Source organism: Streptomyces sp. R21, from assembly GCF_041051975.1.
Taxonomy (GTDB): Bacteria; Actinomycetota; Actinomycetes; order Streptomycetales; family Streptomycetaceae; genus Streptomyces.
Genome location: NZ_CP163435.1, coordinates 2407584 through 2423418 on the forward strand (window position 1 = coordinate 2407584; position 15835 = coordinate 2423418).

Consider the following 15835-nt stretch of genomic DNA (forward strand, 5'->3'; position numbering starts at 1 on the left):
TTCCCAGACCCTGACGGAGCCGTCAACGGAACCGGTCACCAGCAGCCGTCCCCGACCATCCAGCGTGTCCGCCCAGGTCACCGCCCCCTGAAAGCGGCCGGAGTGCCCCCGCAGCACACGCGTCTCACGGACCCACACCTCCGATGCGCCAGGGGAAGGCCCCCCACGCAACGCCCCACCCGCCTCCCCCACATCCCGCCCCGCCGACCGCGCATGCGCCCCCGCCCAGGACGCCAGCCTCGGGTCCGCCCCGCCCGCCATCGCTCAACCCTCCCGGGAAGGTCGGGGCCAGACAACGAGGCCGTCCTCAAGGGACTGGCACAGGTCGTCCTCCAACACGGTGTGCCGAGCGGCGAGTACGGCCGCGGAGGCCAGCCCCGCGGCGTGGCGCAGCTCGCGGTAGAGATGGCCGGCGAAGGCCACGGCGCAGTCGTCGTCGAGGATGCCGGTGTGGGCGACGCCCTCGGCGGCGAGATCCTTCAGAGGGGTGATCGCCTGATCGCCGTGGCAGCTGCCGAGGACGAGACCTCGCAGCCGCACGCGGCCGTGGTCGCGATACGTGGTCAGGGTGCGGGCCAACTCGACGGCGGAGACGCGTTGTTCCTCGCCGGTGGTGTCCTCGAACAGCAGGTCGCCGCCGTCCCCGTGGCAGGCGAGATGCAGCACGTCCGCCGGATGGTCGAGGAGCCTGCGCAGATCGGTCACGGCCGCCGCCGGGCGGGAGTCCACCTGGAGGTGGCCGAGCTCCGCGGCCTCCAGCACCGCCCGTAACTCACGGTCGGCGCGCAGCCGTTGCTGCCCGTGGGGCTGGGCGCCGACGACCAGGACGCGCAGAACGCCGTTCCCGAAGGCGCCCCGGCACTCGGCCGCGGAGCGCACGAAGACCTCGTTGGCGGGCAGGCGTTCCGCCGCGGCGACCATCAACCGGCACCGCCCGTCGAGGACGTGGCCGGTGGTGACGGCCTCCGCGACCATGCTCCAGAAGTCCGTGGACAGAACGCCGAAGGCACTGGGCATGGACTCCGGCGGGAACCCCGCTTCGAGAAGCAGGCCACGCGCGGGCGGCCCGGGCGCGAACGCCTTGGCCAGCGCGACAATTTCGGCCTGCCGCAGCGGCTCCCCCATGCGTCCCCCTTCCGCCACCGCCACGCCGCTGCCACCCGACGCGCGAGGTGGGTCACACCACTGTGGACAGACTCAGCGGCCCTGGCAGCTGACGAACGTATCTGCGCAGAATCGAGCCCTTCATGACCGATGCGTGCATGGTCGTGAGCAGTTCTGCCGTCATTCCGATCGGCACTCTGATCACCATGATCAGACGCTGCGAGCCGGAGAGAGGTGCGTCCTTCGTTGCCCTCATCACCCAACGCGGCTGCGGGCTGAGTTCACCGAGGGCCTCCACGAGGGGGTGCGACCGGCGGGCGGTACGCGTACGACCGGCTTCGCCGAGTGTCGCCTGCACCGGGCCGATCTTCAGCTGGGGCCCGATCTTCAGGCTCGTCCCGATCTCCACCTCGTGACTGATCTTCGACGGTGTCATCGACCATGCGATCGGCGGCTCCTGCCCGGCGCCGACTGCCGGGCCACCGGACGGCGACAGGCCCAACTCGACCTGCACACTGTCCAGTCGGGGCGTTCTCGGTTCCGGCGCCACCGTCACGGCCAGATGAACGACGTGATAGCGGGCGCGCGCCGACTCCTGTTCGACGAATGCCGCGAGGTCCTTGTCCGCGGCGACGTACGCCGGGGTCACCGGCACCGCGAACGGGCCGCCCAGGGACACTCTGCCGTCCAACGGCGGTCCGGCGGGAACGGGCTCTCCGGCCCGCCCGGTGCGGTCGAGCGCAAGCGAGAGTGACTCTTCTGGAAGTTCCGGAAACGTGGCTTCGATCATGTGGCGCATCCCCCGTGAAAACCGGCCAAGGCCGCGTTCCCCATACGATCCCACCCAGGGTGGCATCACGAATAGAGGGCGTGCAGTACGCCGGTGACCTCTGCCGCGGCGCAGCCCCGGTTGAGCGGGGAGTTCAGGCGAGGCGGACCGGCAGGGACCGGAAGCCGTGGCCGATGAAGGAGTCGGCGAGCCGGGCGGGCCCCTCCGTCTCGTCGAGGGTCAGGCCGGGGAAGCGCTCGAAGAGGGCCGGGAGTGCGACGGACGCCTCCAGGCGGGCCAGCGGGGCACCGATGCAGTAGTGGACGCCGTGGCCGAAGGCGAGGTGCTCCTTGTCGGTGCGGGTGATGTCGAAAGATGCCGCGTCCGAGCCGTGCTTCAACGGGTCACGGCCCGCCGCCGCGTACGTCGCGAGGATGGCGTCGCCCCTTGGGATCAGGGTGCCGTCGGGAAGCTTGATGTCCTCGACGGCGTAGCGCAGCGGGAGGTTGGCGATCGAGGGGGCCCAGCGCAGGGTCTCCTCGATGACGTCGCTCCACGGGACCTCGCGGCGCAGGACCCGGTCCAGCTGGTCGGGGTGGGTCAGCAGGGCGTGGACCGCGTTGCCGATGAGGTTGACCGTCGTCTCGTGGCCCGCGCCGATGACAAGGAGGAGGGTGTCGATGAGTTCGGGCTCGGTGAGCTGCGAGCCCTCCTCGTCGCGGGCCGCGATCAGGGCGGTCGTCATGTCGTCGCCCGGCTGCTCGCGCTTCAAGTCGGCCAGACCCGCCAGGAGTTCGTGGATCTCCTGCCAGGTGGCCATCGCCTTCTCGGCCGTCGCGGTGGTGTCCATGTTGGCCTCGATGAGGCGCGCGATGTCCGCCCGCCGGTCCTCGGGCAGTCCGAACAGCTCGCAGATCACCTGCATCGGGAGCGGGTGCGCGTAGGCGGAGCGGAGATCGACCCGCCCGCCGGGGGCTTCGCCCATGCGGTCGAGCAGAGTGGCGGCGATCTCCTCGATCCGGGGCCCCAGCGCATCCGTACGACGTTTCGTGAAGGCGGGCGACACCAGCTTGCGCAGCCGGCGGTGGTTGGCGCCGTAGGCGGTGAACATGTTGGTCACGCCGACCCAGAGGCTGACCCAGGTCTCGCGGTACTCGCCGCTGATCCAGGCGGGCCAGTGCTGACCCGGGTCCTTCGACACGCGGTCGTCGGCGAGGAGTTGCTTGAGGGTTTCGTACTGGGTGGGGGCCCAGGCCGGTATGCCACTCGGTAGTTCGACAAGGGCTGCGGAGCCGCGTTCGCGCAGCCGGTCGGCCTCGGCGTGGAGGTCGGCGCCCGCGGGGTCGATGACATACGGCTGATCCGGCACAAGGTCTCCTGTCGCAGGTCGCTCGCCGGACAGGGTGGAGGGACTCCGGCGAGCGATGGATCAAGGTCGCACGCATCGTAACCGGATGGTCGTCGGCGGGCCGAGGCTCTGGCAGTCGGCGTGTCAACAGCTTCGGCGTGCGCCGGAGTTGCCCGTGGGCGAGCTGCGATCGGGGGCCGCTGTGCACGCCGGGACCGTAGGCCGGCCGGCGCCCGCTCAGAACACCACGGTCCAGCCTTCTCGGGCGGCTTGGTCGGCGGTGTAGGAGACACCGTGCACCTTCAGCCCGTCGGCACCCAGCAGGGTGATCTGGCCCCCGTGGTTGCCCAGTTGGACCCCGTCGGTGAGCGGAACGAGGAGGACGGCTCCGGCGGCGAGCGGGCCGGTCGGCACCGCGCAGCCGTGGCCGAGGCTGTCGACGAGGCGCCAGCCCGTGAGGTCGACGGGGTCGGGCGAGGCGTTGATGAGCGTCACGGTCTCGGACTCCGGAGCCGGGCCCCGGGGGTTGACCAGGGCCGCCACGACACGGACCGGCTGACCGCCGGGCTCGGGGCGGGGCTGGTCCCGGTCGAGGGTGTGGCCGGTGAGGTCGTCCGTGTGCCAGGACTGGCTCTGGAAGGCGAGGAAGACGCCGACCCAGCGCGACTGGGCGGGGAAGTGGATGAGAAGTCCGCCGTCCTGCCAGACCCCGTCGTCGCCCTCGAAGCGATGACCGTTGCCCTGGTTCATGTGGATGTCGTGCACACCGTTGCCGGGCAGGAAGCCGAAGACCTTGTCCCGGACGGCCGGTTCGGGGCCGAAGCGCTCGCCGAACACGTACACCCGGGCGTCCGGATCGTCGACCGCGCGGCGCACGTAGTGGTCGAGCAGATCGGCCAGGTCGTTGTCGGGGCCCTCCACATCCGGCGGCAGGGTGCGCATCGCCGCCGGGTCGAAGAGGTTCCCGCGGACGAGGTCGAGGTTCGGTCCCGAGGGCCCCGAGGGCAGCGTGTTCCAGCCCGACGTCAATCCCTCCAGGCGGCCGGTGACGGGATGCCGGAAGTCGTCGTCGACCAGGTAGAGCAGCTCGGAGGGCCGCTCCTGCGACAGCACGTTGACCGCCGCGCGGTAGTGAACGCCCTGATCGTCCGTCAGATGGATCTGGTAGTGCGGGGTGTCGGCGGAACCCTCTCGTCGGGTCTCGACAGCCCGTGCGATCAATACGCCGTACGCCTTCAGCGGCATGACGACCAACTCCCCCTGAGGGCAGGCACGTTGCCGACCCATGCCGGAATCGTAGGGCGCGGGCGCGCGATACCGGATGGTTCAACCGGAAATTTACGCCCTGTTCGCCCGCATACGATCATCCCGTGGCCCTCTTCTTGCTGGAACGCACGTCCCCGCTCCCTCCCACCGAGAGCTGGCGGCGGCTCACGGACTGGCCGCGCCATGCCACCGTGGTCCCGCTCACCCGGGTCACCGTGGCCACGCCCCCGCCGACCCGCCTGGGCACGGTGTTCGTGGCACGGTCGGGAGTCGGCCCGGTGGCGTTCGACGACCCGATGGAGGTCGTCGTATGGCAGCCGCCCGAGGGCGGCACCTCGGGACGCTGCCGCCTGGCCAAGCGCGGCACGTTCGTCACCGGCTGGGCCGAGATCGAGGTGCATCCGTCGGACGACGGCGGCTCACGAGTCGTGTGGCGGGAGGAACTGCGCGTGCGGTGGCTGCCCGGCTTCCTGGACCGCCCGCTGGCGTGGACGGCACGGCGGATGTTCGGGCGAGCGGCGGAGGGGTTGCTACGGGAGGCGTGACGCCGGGGCGCGCACGCATCATCCCCTACGACATCAGTGCCGTACGGGCCTCAGTCAGCTCGCCTCCTGCGCGGGCGCCCCCGCCCCCGCATCGCCGGCATCCACCTTGTCGAGGCGGGACCGGTCGCCGTCCCCCTGAGTGCTGAGAATCGTGTCGCAGACCTCGCGCAGCTTGTCGGTGGCCTGCTTCGAGAACAGGCCGCACAGGCCCGCGATGCCGGCGAAGCCGTACGGGTTCGTCGCGCCGGCACCCGTGGTCCCGGCGAACAGGCCGCCGCGCAGCAGGAAGTACACGAGCACCGCCAGTGCCACGCCGATGCCGGCCCTGAGCAGGTACCACCACAGCCAGCTCGCGTACAGGCGACGGTTGCCCACATAGGTGGCGAAGGACGTCGCCGCGTGCACGAAGCTGCCCAGGCCGCTGCAGAGGATCACCACGAGCAGCACGGCCGTGTCGGCGGTTAGCGACCAGTGGGCCAGCCCGAACGGCGACCACCGCACGGTGGCGTCAACCGCCCTGTCCGGCAGCACCAGTTCGAGAACCACGGGCCACAGGCTCAGCAGCAGCGCACACAGGACGGCCACATCGGCCAGCAGCAGGATGCCCAGCGCGGCCGTGGCACCGGTCGAGAGGCACCGCCCCTCCCCCGCGTCCCCGACGCCGCCGCCCCGCTCGGTACTCGACTCGCTCAACTGCCCGCCCCCGACACACTTCGCACGCCTCCGGACCCCGGATCGGCTGCCTACCCTGCCGCCAACCGGCCCGTCGGGCAAGCCCGTTCAGCGCAGGTGGAGAGCCTTGCCCCGTGAAGTGGCGCCCGCGCAAGGGGCGCCGACCGCGCTGCTACGCGGCGGTCGTGGCGCCGCGCCCGCCGAGCGCGGTCGGCGTGTCGTGCTGAGCGCTCTCGTGATGGATCGGCGTATGCGCCCCCGTGAGCGAGACCCCGCTGCCGCCATGCCTGTCGGCGACGATCTCCGAGGCTATGGCCAGGGCCGTCTCCTCAGGCGTACGGGCGCCGAGGTCGAGGCCGATCGGGGACCTGAGTCGGGACAACTCCAGCTCGGTGACGCCGACTTCGCGGAGGCGGTCGTTGCGGTCCAGGTGGGTGCGGCGGGAGCCCATCGCGCCGACGTAGGCGACCGGCAGCTTCAGTGCGAGCTGGAGCAGCGGGACGTCGAACCTGGCCTCGTGCGTCAGCACGCACAGCACCGTCCGGGCGTCGACCTGGGTGCGCTCCAGGTACCGGTGCGGCCACTCGACGACGATCTCGTCGGCTTCGGGGAAGCGGGCGGCGGTGGCGAAGACGGGTCGGGCGTCGCACACCGTGACGTGGTAGTTGAGGAACTTGCCGATGCGCACCAGCGCGGAGGCGAAGTCGATGGTGCCGAAGACGATCATGCGGGGCGGCGGGACCGACGACTCGACGAGCACCGTGAGCGGTGCTCCGCAGCGGGAACCCTGCTCGCCCATCTCCAGGGTGCCGGTCCGGCCGGCGTCCAGGAAGGCGGCCGCCTCCTCGGCGATGCTCCGGTCGAGTTCCGGATGGGCGCCGGATCCGCCCTCGTACGACCCGTCGGGACGGACGAGCAGGGCTCGGCCGAGCAGTTCGGCGGGTCCTGAGACGATCCGCGCGACCGCCGCCGCTGCCCCAACAGCAGCGGCGGCCAGCGCGTCCGCGATCACCTTGCGCCCCGGGTCGGACGTCCGAACCGGGGTCACCAGGATGTCGATGACGCCGCCGCAGGTCAGTCCCACGGCGAAGGCGTCCTCGTCGCTGTAGCCGAAGCGCTCCAGGACGGCTTCACCGTCCTCCAGCACCTGCCTGCACAGCTCGTAGACCGCACCCTCCACGCAGCCGCCGGAGACCGAGCCGATCGCCGTGCCGTCGGCGTCCACCGCGAGGGCGGCGCCGGGCAGGCGGGGCGCGCTGCCGCCGACGGCCACCACGGTGGCCACGGCGAAGTCGCGTCCCTGCTCGACCCACCGGTGCAGCTCTTCGGCGATGTCCAGCATCTCTCGGTCTCCTTGAGCGACTTGGCGACTACGGGGAGGGCGCTCAGTGCACGCCCATCCAGCTCTCGATCGGGTTGAGGGCGAAGAAGACGAGGAAGATCACCGTCAGCCCCCACATGAACGCCCCGATCTCCCGCGCCTTGCCCTGGGCGATCTTAATGGCGACGTACGACAGGACTCCGGCCGCGACGCCCGCGGTGATGGAGTACGTGAACGGCATGATCACGACGGTCAGGAAGACCGGGATCGCGGTGGCGCGGTCGGCCCAGTCGACGTGCCGGGCGTTCATCATCATCATGGCGCCGATGACCACCAGGGCCGCCGCCGCGACCTCGCCGGGGACGATCGCCGTCAGCGGAGTGAAGAACAGACAGGCCGCGAAGAACAGTCCGGTGACGACCGAGGACAGACCCGTGCGGGCACCCTCGCCGACGCCCGTGGCCGACTCCACGAAGACCGTCTGACCGGACGCGCCGGCCACACCGCCGACCGCACCGCCCGCGCCGTCGATGAACAGCGCCTTGGACAGGCCCGGCATCCGGCCCTGTGCGTCGGCGAGCTTGGCCTCCGTGCCGACGCCGATGATGGTGGCCATCGCGTCGAAGAACCCGGCCAGCACGAGCGTGAAGACGATCATGCCGACCGTCATCACGCCGACGTCGCCCCAGCCGCCGAACTCGACGTCTCCGAAGAGCGAGAAGTCCGGCATCGAGACCGCGCTGCCGTGCAGTTCGGGGGCGCCGCTCGCCCACTGCGTGGGGCTGATGACGTCGAGCGAGTTGAGGATCACGGCGAGGACCGTGCCCGAGACGATGCCGATCAGGATGGCACCGGGGATGCCCCGGGCCTGGAGCATGAAGATGAGGAGCAGGGTCGCCGCGAAGAGCAGCACCGGCCAGCCGGCGAGTTCACCGCCGGGGCCGAGGGTGACCGGGGTCGTCTTGCCCTGGTGCACGAAGCCGGCCTTGTAGAAGCCGATCAGTGCGACGAACAGGCCGATGCCCATGGTGATGGCGTGCTTGAGCGCCAGCGGGATCGCGTTCATGATCATCTCGCGCAGGCCGGTGACGACCAGCAGCATGATGATCACGCCGTAGATCACACACATGCCCATGGCCTGCGGCCAGGACATCTGCGGGGCGACCTGCGAGGAGAGCACACCGGAGACGGAGAGTCCGGCGGCCAGGGCGAGCGGCACTTTGCCGAAGAAGCCCATCAAAAGCGTGCTGAAGGCCGCCGCGAACGCGGTGGCGGTGATGAGCGGCTGCTGGCCGAGGGTGTGTCCGGCGACATCTTTGCCGGACAGGATCAGCGGGTTGAGCAGCAGGATGTACGCCATCGCCATGAAGGTGGTGACGCCGCCGCGCACCTCACGCGCGACCGAGCTTCCTCTCTGGGATATGTGAAAGTACCGGTCGAGCCAAGACCGTCCGGCGGGGACGCGGCTACCCGCGCCCGCGTCGTCCGCGACGGTCTTCGGCTCCAGTGACTGCTGGGTCATGATGCCTGACTCCCAAGGTTCACAGGGGCACCCGCGTCGCCCTGACGGCTGCGGGATTTGGGAAGGTGCTGCGGCTGCACGACCCGGGGGACGGCCCGAGACGAACTAGTGGTGGTACCAGGGATGTTGCTGGGTGTTTCCGGGTGCTGCTGGGTGTTGCCAGGTGGTGCTTCAAGTGCCGCGAGCGGTGCGGTACTTGAGTACTCCGGGCGGCGCGGTGAAGTGTGACGTTCCCTGCGCCGCCCGGAGAGCCTTATGAGGTGCCCGTGAGGTGCTCGGGGCGGACCGGGGTGCGGTTGAGCTCGAGACCCGTCGCGTTCCGGATCGCCGCGAGGACGGCCGGGGTGGACGACAGGGTCGGGGCCTCACCGACGCCGCGCAGCCCGTACGGCGCGTGGTCGTCGGCGAGTTCGAGCACGTCGACGGGGATGGTCGGCGTGTCGAGGATGGTGGGGAGCAGGTAGTCGGTGAAGGACGGGTTCCTGACCTTCGCGGTCCTGGGATCGACGACGATCTCCTCCATGACCGCGATGCCCATGCCCTGGAGGGTGCCGCCCTGGATCTGGCCGATGACGGACAGCGGGTTGAGCGCCTTGCCGACGTCCTGGGCGCAGGCCAGCTCGATGACCTTGACCAGGCCGAGTTCGGTGTCCACCTCGACGACCGCGCGGTGCGCGGCGAAGGTGTACTGGACGTGGCCGAAGCCCTGTCCGGTGCGCAGGTCGAAGGGCTCCGTGGGACGGTGGCGCCACTCGGCCTCGATCTCGACGGCCTCGTCTTCGAGCACGTCGGCCAGGTCGGCGAGGACCTCGCCGCCGTCGGTGACGACCTTGCCGCCCTCCAGGAGCAGTTCGGCGGTGGCCCAGGCGGGGTGGTACGTACCGAACTTGCGGCGGCCGATTTCGAGGACCTTCTCGCGGACCAGCTCGCAGGAGTTCTTGACGGCGCCACCGGTGACGTACGTCTGACGCGAGGCCGAGGTCGAACCGGCGCTGCCCACCTGCGTGTCGGCCGGGGCGATCGTCACCTGGGCGACCCCCAGCTCGGTGCGGGCGATCTGCGCGTGGACGGTGACGCCGCCCTGGCCGACCTCCGCCATCGCGGTGTGCACGGTGGCCACCGGCTCACCGCCGACCACCTCCATGCGCACCTTGGCCGTCGAGTAGTCGTCGAAGCCCTCGGAGAAGCCGACGTTCTTGATGCCGACCGCGTACCCGACACCGCGTACGACGGCCTCGCCGTGCGTGGTGTTGGACAGACCGCCCGGCAGCTGGCGTACGTCCGCCGCCTCGCCCGCCGCGAGCCACTGCTGCTCCGGCGGCATCGGCATCGCCTTGACGCGGCGCAGGAGTTCGGCGACCGGAGCGGGCGAGTCGACGACTTGCCCGGTCGGCATGGTGCTCCCCCGCTCCATCGCGTTGAGCTGACGGAACGCGACCCGGTCCATGCCCACCTCGTCGGCGAGTCTGTCCATCTGGGCCTCGTAGGCGAAGCACGCCTGGACCGCGCCGAAGCCGCGCATCGCGCCGCAGGGCGGGTTGTTGGTGTAGAGGGCGATGGCCTCGATGTCGACGTTGTCGATGACGTACGGTCCCGCGCCGAGCGAGGAGGCGTTGCCGACGACCGCCGGGGAGGCCGAAGCGTAGGCGCCGCCGTCCAGGACGATCCGGGCCTTCAGGTGGGTGAGCTTGCCGTCCTTGGTCGCGCCGTGCTCGTAGGTGAGCTTGGCGGGGTGGCGGTGGACGTGCCCGAAGAAGGACTCGAAGCGGTTGTAGACGATCTTGACCGGCTTACCCGTGCGCAGGGCGAGCAGGCAGGCGTGGATCTGCATCGACAGGTCCTCGCGGCCGCCGAAGGCGCCGCCGACGCCGGAGAGCGTCATGCGGACCTTCTCCTCGGGCAGGCCGAGGACGGGCGCGATCTGGCGCAGGTCCGAGTGCAGCCACTGGGTGGCGATGTAGAGGTCGACGCCGCCGTCGTCGGCGGGTACGGCGAGGCCGGACTCCGGGCCGAGGAAGGCCTGGTCCTGCATCCCGAAGGTGTACTCGCCCTTGACGATGAAGTCGGCCTTCTTGGCGGCCGCTTCGGCGTCACCGCGGATGATCGGCTGGCGGTGCACGATGTTCGGGTGCGGGACGTGGCCGATGGTGGGGGTCCCCCCGGTCGAACGAAGTTGAGACTGGGGGAGGTCGTCGCGGTTCTCGTGGACGAGGACGGCGTCGGGCGCGGTGGCCGAGGCCTCGTCGGTGATGACGGGCAGCTCCCGGTACTCCACCTTGATCTTGGCGGCGGCGCGGCGCGCGGTCTCCGGGTGGTCGGCGGCGACGATCGCGACGGGCTCGCCGTGGTGGCGGACCTTGCCGTGCGCGAGGACCGGGGTGTCCTGGATCTCCAGGCCGTAGTTCTTCACCTCGGTCGGCAGGTCGTCGTACGTCATGACGGCGTGGACGCCGGGCTGCGCGAGGGCCTCGGAGGTGTCGATCGACACGATCTCGGCGTGCGCGACCGTGGAGCGCAGGGTGTGGCCCCACAGCATGTCCTCGTGCCACATGTCGGACGAGTACGCGAACTCGCCGGTGACCTTGAGGGTGCCGTCCGGGCGGAGCGTCGACTCGCCGACGCCGCCCTTTGTCCTGGAGCCCTGCGTGATGTTGGTGGGCGTACCGGTCGTACCCATGATCACACCGCCTCGGACTGCCGGGCGGCCGCGAGGCGGACCGCGTCCATGATGTTCTCGTAGCCGGTGCAGCGGCACAGGTTGCCCGAGAGCGCCTCGCGGATGTCCGCGTCGCTCGGGTTCGGGTTGTGCTCCAGCATCTCGTCGGCCGCGACCAGCAGACCCGGGGTGCAGAAGCCGCACTGGACGGCGCCGGCGTCGATGAACGCCTGCTGGATGGGAGCAAGTTCGGTGCCCTCACCGGTCTGCGAGTCGTGCCCCTGGGCGCCCCACCGCTGGGCCTCGTCGAGCGAAGTCCCGGACGCGTCCCGCGTACCGCGGGCGCCGGTGGCGCAACCGCCGTGCTCCGCGCGCTGCTTGGCGAAGTCGGCGAGGCCCTCGACCGTGACGACCTCGCGGCCCTCGACCTGACCGGCCGCCACCAGACACGCACACACCGGCACGCCGTCGAGGCGGACCGTGCAGGAGCCGCACTCGCCCTGCTCGCAGGCGTTCTTGGAACCGGGCAGACCCATGCGCTCGCGCAGGACGTACAGCAGGCTCTCGCCCTCCCACACGTCGTCGGCTTCCTGCCGACGGCCGTTGACCGTGAAATTGACGCGCATCACGCGACTCCCTCCGTGCGAGCGGCGGTACCGCGGTACGACTCCCAGGTCCAGGTCAGCGTGCGGCGGGCCATGATGCCGACCGCGTGGCGTCGGTAGCTCGCCGTGCCCCGGACGTCGTCGATCGGGTTGCAGGCGGCGGAGCAGAGGTCCGCGAACTGCTTGGCGATCGACGGGGTGATGATCTTGCCGTTGTCCCAGAAGCCGCCCTCTTCGAGCGCCGCGTTCAGGAACTCCTCGGCGGTCTTGGCGCGGACCGGGGTGGGCGCGGCCGAGCCGATGCCGGTACGGACGGTGCGCGAGGAGGGGTGCAGCGCGAGCCCGAAGGCGCACACCGCGATCACCATCGCGTTGCGCGTGCCGACCTTGGAGTACTGCTGCGGCCCGTCGGCCTTCCTGATGTGGACGGCCCTGATCAGCTCGTCCGGGGCGAGCGCGTTGCGCTTCACACCGGTGTAGAACGCGTCGATCGGGATCAGCCGGGAGCCGCGTACGGACTCCACCTCCACCTCGGCGCCTGCCGCGAGGAGGGCGGGGTGAGCGTCACCGGCCGGGGAGGCGGTGCCGAGGTTGCCGCCGACGCCGCCGCGGTTGCGGATCTGCGGGGAGGCCACGGTGTGCGAGGCCAGGGCCAGGCCGGGCAGCTCGCCGCGCAGGTTCTCCATGATCGCGGCGTAGGGGACGGAGGCGCCGAGCCGGACGCTCTCCTGTCCGACCTCCCACTCGCCGAGCTCGTCGATGCGGTTCAGGTCCAGGAGGTACTCGGGTCGGCGGTGGTCGAAGTTGATCTCGACCATGACATCGGTGCCACCCGCGATCGGCACAGCCGTGGGGTGCGCTGCCTTTGCGGCGAGCGCCTCCTCCCAGCTGGCGGGGCGAAGGAAGTCCATGAGTGGCTCTCCTCTTCGTAATCGTGGGTGGTTCACTTTGAGCCAGATTGTGCGCTGCGAGCCGGGCTCGTTCATGTGTTGTTAACGCGCATTGACGTCAGTACACAGCGCCGTACTCCACCGGGGTCAGTCACCGAAACCATGAAGGAGTTGGCTGGCCAGGCTGTGCATCTTGTAGATTCATATGAACGGAGGCCATCAGTAACCTCCTCGTTTTTCTCTGGAAACGCCGGACACAGTCCCAGGAGCGGAGGGCTTCTGTGCGCAAAAGCCCAGGACAGGGCCTTGGAGGGGTCTGGACCACCGTCCTCGCGCCTCCGTCGGCCCGCATTCCGGAACCAGGCACCCGTTAGTCGGGCGCCCACCTTCGGACACCATCAGATCCATCGTAGATTTCGAGACAAGAACGGCGGCGACGAGACATGCGGCTGCGCGCACTGCTGGACACCGACGCGCTGGGCCTCAGGCTCCTCGGCGGCGAGGACGAGCTGGACCGCACCGTGCGCGGTGTGATGACCACCGACCTCAAGGACCCCAGCCGCTACCTCTCGGGCGGCGAGCTGGTCCTCACGGGCCTCGCCTGGCGGCACGACGCGGCGGACTCCGAGCCGTTCGTACGGATCCTCGCGGGCGCCGGGGTCGCCGGCCTCGCCGCCGGCGAGGCCGAGCTGGGCGACATCCCGGACGACCTGGTGCTGGCCTGCACCCGCCACCGGCTGCCGCTGTTCGCGGTGAACGAATCGGTGGCCTTCGCGACGATCACCGAGCATGTCGTACGGCAGGTCTCGGGCGAGCGGGCCGGGGACCTGGCCGCGGTGGTGGACCGGCACCGCCGGATGATGACCTCGGGCCCGGCCGGCGGCGGCCCCGACGTGGTCCTGGACCTGCTCGGCACCGACCTGGACCTGCGGGCCTGGGTGCTCTCGCCCACCGGACGGCCCATCGCGGGGTCGAAACTCGCCGGGCAGGCGCTGCCCGGCGATGTGTGCGCCAAGCTGGCCGCGGAGCATCTGGCGGCGGTGCGCACCGGGCGGCGCGGGCCGCACCGGGTGACGGTGGGACCGGTGACGTACTCGCTCTTCCCGATCCGCTCGTCCGGCCGAACCGCCGGCGCCTCCCGGGACGTACGGGAGACGGTGCTCTCCGACTGGCTGCTGGCCGTGGAGGCGGACGCCGGGGACTGGCCCGCGGAGCGGCTCGACCTGCTCCAGGGCGTCACCCAGCTGATCGCGGTCGAGCGGGACCGGCGGGACGCGGCGCGCACGGTGCGGCGACGGCTCGCGCAGGAGGTCCTGGAGCTGGTGCAGGCGGGTGCCGCGCCCGCGGAGATCGCGGCGCGGCTGCGGGTCGCGGCGCCGGTGCTGCTGCCCGGGCTCGGCACGGCGCCGCACTGGCAGGTCGTGGTCGCCCGGGTCGAGTGGGACGGCGGGGAGATGGAAGGCGGTCCGGTCGCCCAGTCGCTGCTGGAGGAGATCCTCGTGGATCCGCTGGCCGCCGGTCCCGAGCACTCCGACCGCATCGCGGTGGCCCACACGGGTGACGAGGCGATCGCCCTCGTCCCGCTTCCGGCGGTGTCCACGGAGCATGACGGCTCCGAGACCGGAGTGCTCGCCGACACCCTCCTGGAGGCCGTCCGCGACCCGCTGTCGGCGGGCCTGAACGACGACGGCCGGCTCACCCTCGGCGTCAGCGCCGCCGTGCACTCGGCGGAGGGGCTGCGCGGCGCGCTGGAGGAGGCGCGGCACGCCCGCCGGGTCGCCGCCGCCCGTCCGGGCCGGGTCTGCGCGGCCGGGCACCAGGAGCTGGCCTCGCACGTCCTGCTGCTGCCGTTCGTCCCGGACGACGTGCGCCGCGCGTTCACGGCCCGCCTGCTCGACCCGCTGCGCGACTACGACCGCCGGCACCGCGCCGAGCTGATCCCCACCCTGGAGGCGTTCCTCGACTGCGACGGCTCCTGGACGCGCTGCGCGGCGCGGCTGCACCTGCACGTCAACACGCTGCGCTACCGGGTGGGCCGTATCGAGCAGTTGACGAGCCGGGACCTCTCCCGGCTGGAGGACAAGCTCGATTTCTTCCTGGCACTGCGGATGAGCTGAGGTCATGAGGGCGTACGGCGGTGGCACCAAGTGCCGCCGTCGGCCCGCCACTTGTCCCACGACTTTGTGAAATGTTTCACCCACCCTCTTGGCCCGGCGCCGCAATCCGTGCTGAGATGCCGCCACCACTCAACAGCTCAATGGCGTGCTGGGCCTGTCCTTCGGATCAGGTTGGTGTCGAGAGGCAGTACCCCCGCGACCACGAGCTGATCCGAAGAACAGGACCCTGGGGAGGGCAACGTGGCGCATACCGCCATGTCTGGTTCCGGAACGACTGCAGGGGACGATCCACTCCAGACCGCGGTATGGCGGCTGCGCTCTCGCGCCTGCTGGGCCGACGCGGCCGCGCTGCTGCCACCGCACACCGCGGCGGCCGCCCTCCAGAGAGCGTCACTTCTCGTCGAGCGCTGCCTGTACACCGAGCAGGGCTGGGCCGAGGCCGAGGACGCGCTGCGTACGGCGGAGGCGCTGGCGCAGAGCGACGAGGAACGGGGCGCCGCGGCCTGCGAGCGCGGGCAGCTCGCCTACGCGGCCACACTGCTCGCCGTGCGCGACCGGGCGGACGAGGCGCAGACCGCGCTCGGGCGGGCCGCCGCGCTGCTCGCGCCGGGTGCGCCGGGGCGGGCCCTGCTGGACTTCCGGCGCGGGCTGCTCGCCGAGAACCTCGCGCGCTCCCCGCAGTCCGCCCGCGCCGCCTACCGGCGCGCCCACGCCGGGGCCACCGCCCAGGGCGATCCGCTCCTGCTCTCCTTCACCTGGCGCCATCTCGCCGGACTCGCCCTGCGTGACGGCGAGGTGGCCGAGGCCCGGCACGGCTTCGCCGAATCCCTGCGCATCCGCGAGGAGTTGGGCTATCTCGTCGGTACGGCCCCGGCGCTGGCCTCACTGGCCGACGCCGAGGCCGAACCCGAGGCGACCCGGCTGCGGGCGGAGGCGGGACGGCTGTTCCGCCTCCTGGGCGGCGTACCGACGTGGCTGGCCCGGCAGTTGGCCCCACCGGCGGCCACGGTCCAGCCCTGA

General features: G+C 71.1%; 13 protein-coding genes and 1 pseudogene. 3 read left to right on the plus strand and 11 right to left on the minus strand.

From position 1 onward, the window contains the following. Positions 1-15 precede the first annotated feature (15 nt). From AB5J56_RS10905 to AB5J56_RS10925, 5 genes and pseudogenes are all read right to left on the minus strand, one after another. A pseudogene (locus AB5J56_RS10905) lies at positions 16-261 on the minus strand (hypothetical protein); the annotation flags it as partial. Between the two features lie 3 nt (positions 262-264). Continuing rightward, complete coding sequence (locus tag AB5J56_RS10910) at positions 265-1125, minus strand: CHAT domain-containing protein (protein ID WP_369232452.1); 861 nt, start codon at positions 1123-1125, stop codon at positions 265-267. Between the two features lie 52 nt (positions 1126-1177). After that, a complete protein-coding gene (locus AB5J56_RS10915; RefSeq protein WP_369232454.1) occupies positions 1178-1963 on the minus strand; it encodes a hypothetical protein in 786 nt (261 codons plus the stop codon). 64 nt (positions 1964-2027) lie between these two features. Next, positions 2028-3242, minus strand: coding sequence for a cytochrome P450 (locus tag AB5J56_RS10920; protein ID WP_369232456.1), 1215 nt, complete (start codon positions 3240-3242; stop codon positions 2028-2030). A 216-nt stretch (positions 3243-3458) separates the two neighbouring features. Then, positions 3459-4466, minus strand: coding sequence for a DUF2278 family protein (locus AB5J56_RS10925; RefSeq protein ID WP_369242489.1), 1008 nt, complete (start codon positions 4464-4466; stop codon positions 3459-3461). Between the two features lie 125 nt (positions 4467-4591). Here AB5J56_RS10925 and AB5J56_RS10930 point away from each other — a divergent pair, with 125 nt between their 5' ends. Beyond that, entirely contained in the window at positions 4592-5032 is a 441-nt protein-coding gene (locus AB5J56_RS10930) for an SRPBCC family protein (RefSeq protein WP_369232458.1), read from the plus strand. A 54-nt stretch (positions 5033-5086) separates the two neighbouring features. Here AB5J56_RS10930 and AB5J56_RS10935 read toward each other — a convergent pair whose 3' ends face one another. The 6 genes from AB5J56_RS10935 to AB5J56_RS10960 form a co-directional block, all read right to left on the minus strand. Next, a complete protein-coding gene (locus tag AB5J56_RS10935; RefSeq protein WP_369232460.1) occupies positions 5087-5725 on the minus strand; it encodes a hypothetical protein in 639 nt (212 codons plus the stop codon). A 151-nt stretch (positions 5726-5876) separates the two neighbouring features. Beyond that, entirely contained in the window at positions 5877-7046 is a 1170-nt protein-coding gene (locus AB5J56_RS10940; protein WP_369232462.1) for an XdhC family protein, read from the minus strand. 43 nt (positions 7047-7089) lie between these two features. Beyond that, on the minus strand, positions 7090-8547 hold the full coding sequence (locus AB5J56_RS10945; protein ID WP_369232464.1) for an NCS2 family permease: 1458 nt from the start codon (positions 8545-8547) through the stop codon (positions 7090-7092). A 253-nt stretch (positions 8548-8800) separates the two neighbouring features. Beyond that, positions 8801-11224 (minus strand): xanthine dehydrogenase family protein molybdopterin-binding subunit, encoded by a 2424-nt coding sequence (locus AB5J56_RS10950; protein WP_369232466.1) that lies wholly within the window; start codon positions 11222-11224, stop codon positions 8801-8803. Between the two features lie 2 nt (positions 11225-11226). Continuing rightward, positions 11227-11829: a (2Fe-2S)-binding protein gene (locus tag AB5J56_RS10955; RefSeq protein WP_369232468.1), complete on the minus strand. Its 603-nt coding sequence runs from the start codon at positions 11827-11829 to the stop codon at positions 11227-11229. Continuing rightward, the gene (locus tag AB5J56_RS10960) at positions 11829-12719 is read right to left on the minus strand and encodes a xanthine dehydrogenase family protein subunit M (protein ID WP_369232470.1); all 891 of its coding nucleotides are present in this window, start codon (positions 12717-12719) and stop codon (positions 11829-11831) included. The genes AB5J56_RS10955 and AB5J56_RS10960 overlap by 1 nt, the downstream gene beginning before the upstream one ends. 422 nt (positions 12720-13141) lie before the next feature. On the opposite strand from AB5J56_RS10960, the gene AB5J56_RS10965 reads away from it, so the two are divergent. Together AB5J56_RS10965 and AB5J56_RS10970 are read left to right on the plus strand one after the other, a co-directional pair. Further along, positions 13142-14815 carry a PucR family transcriptional regulator gene (locus AB5J56_RS10965; RefSeq protein ID WP_369232472.1) on the plus strand — a complete coding sequence of 558 codons (1674 nt, stop codon included), beginning with the start codon at positions 13142-13144 and terminating at the stop codon, positions 14813-14815. A 240-nt stretch (positions 14816-15055) separates the two neighbouring features. Then, entirely contained in the window at positions 15056-15835 is a 780-nt protein-coding gene (locus tag AB5J56_RS10970; RefSeq protein ID WP_369232474.1) for a hypothetical protein, read from the plus strand.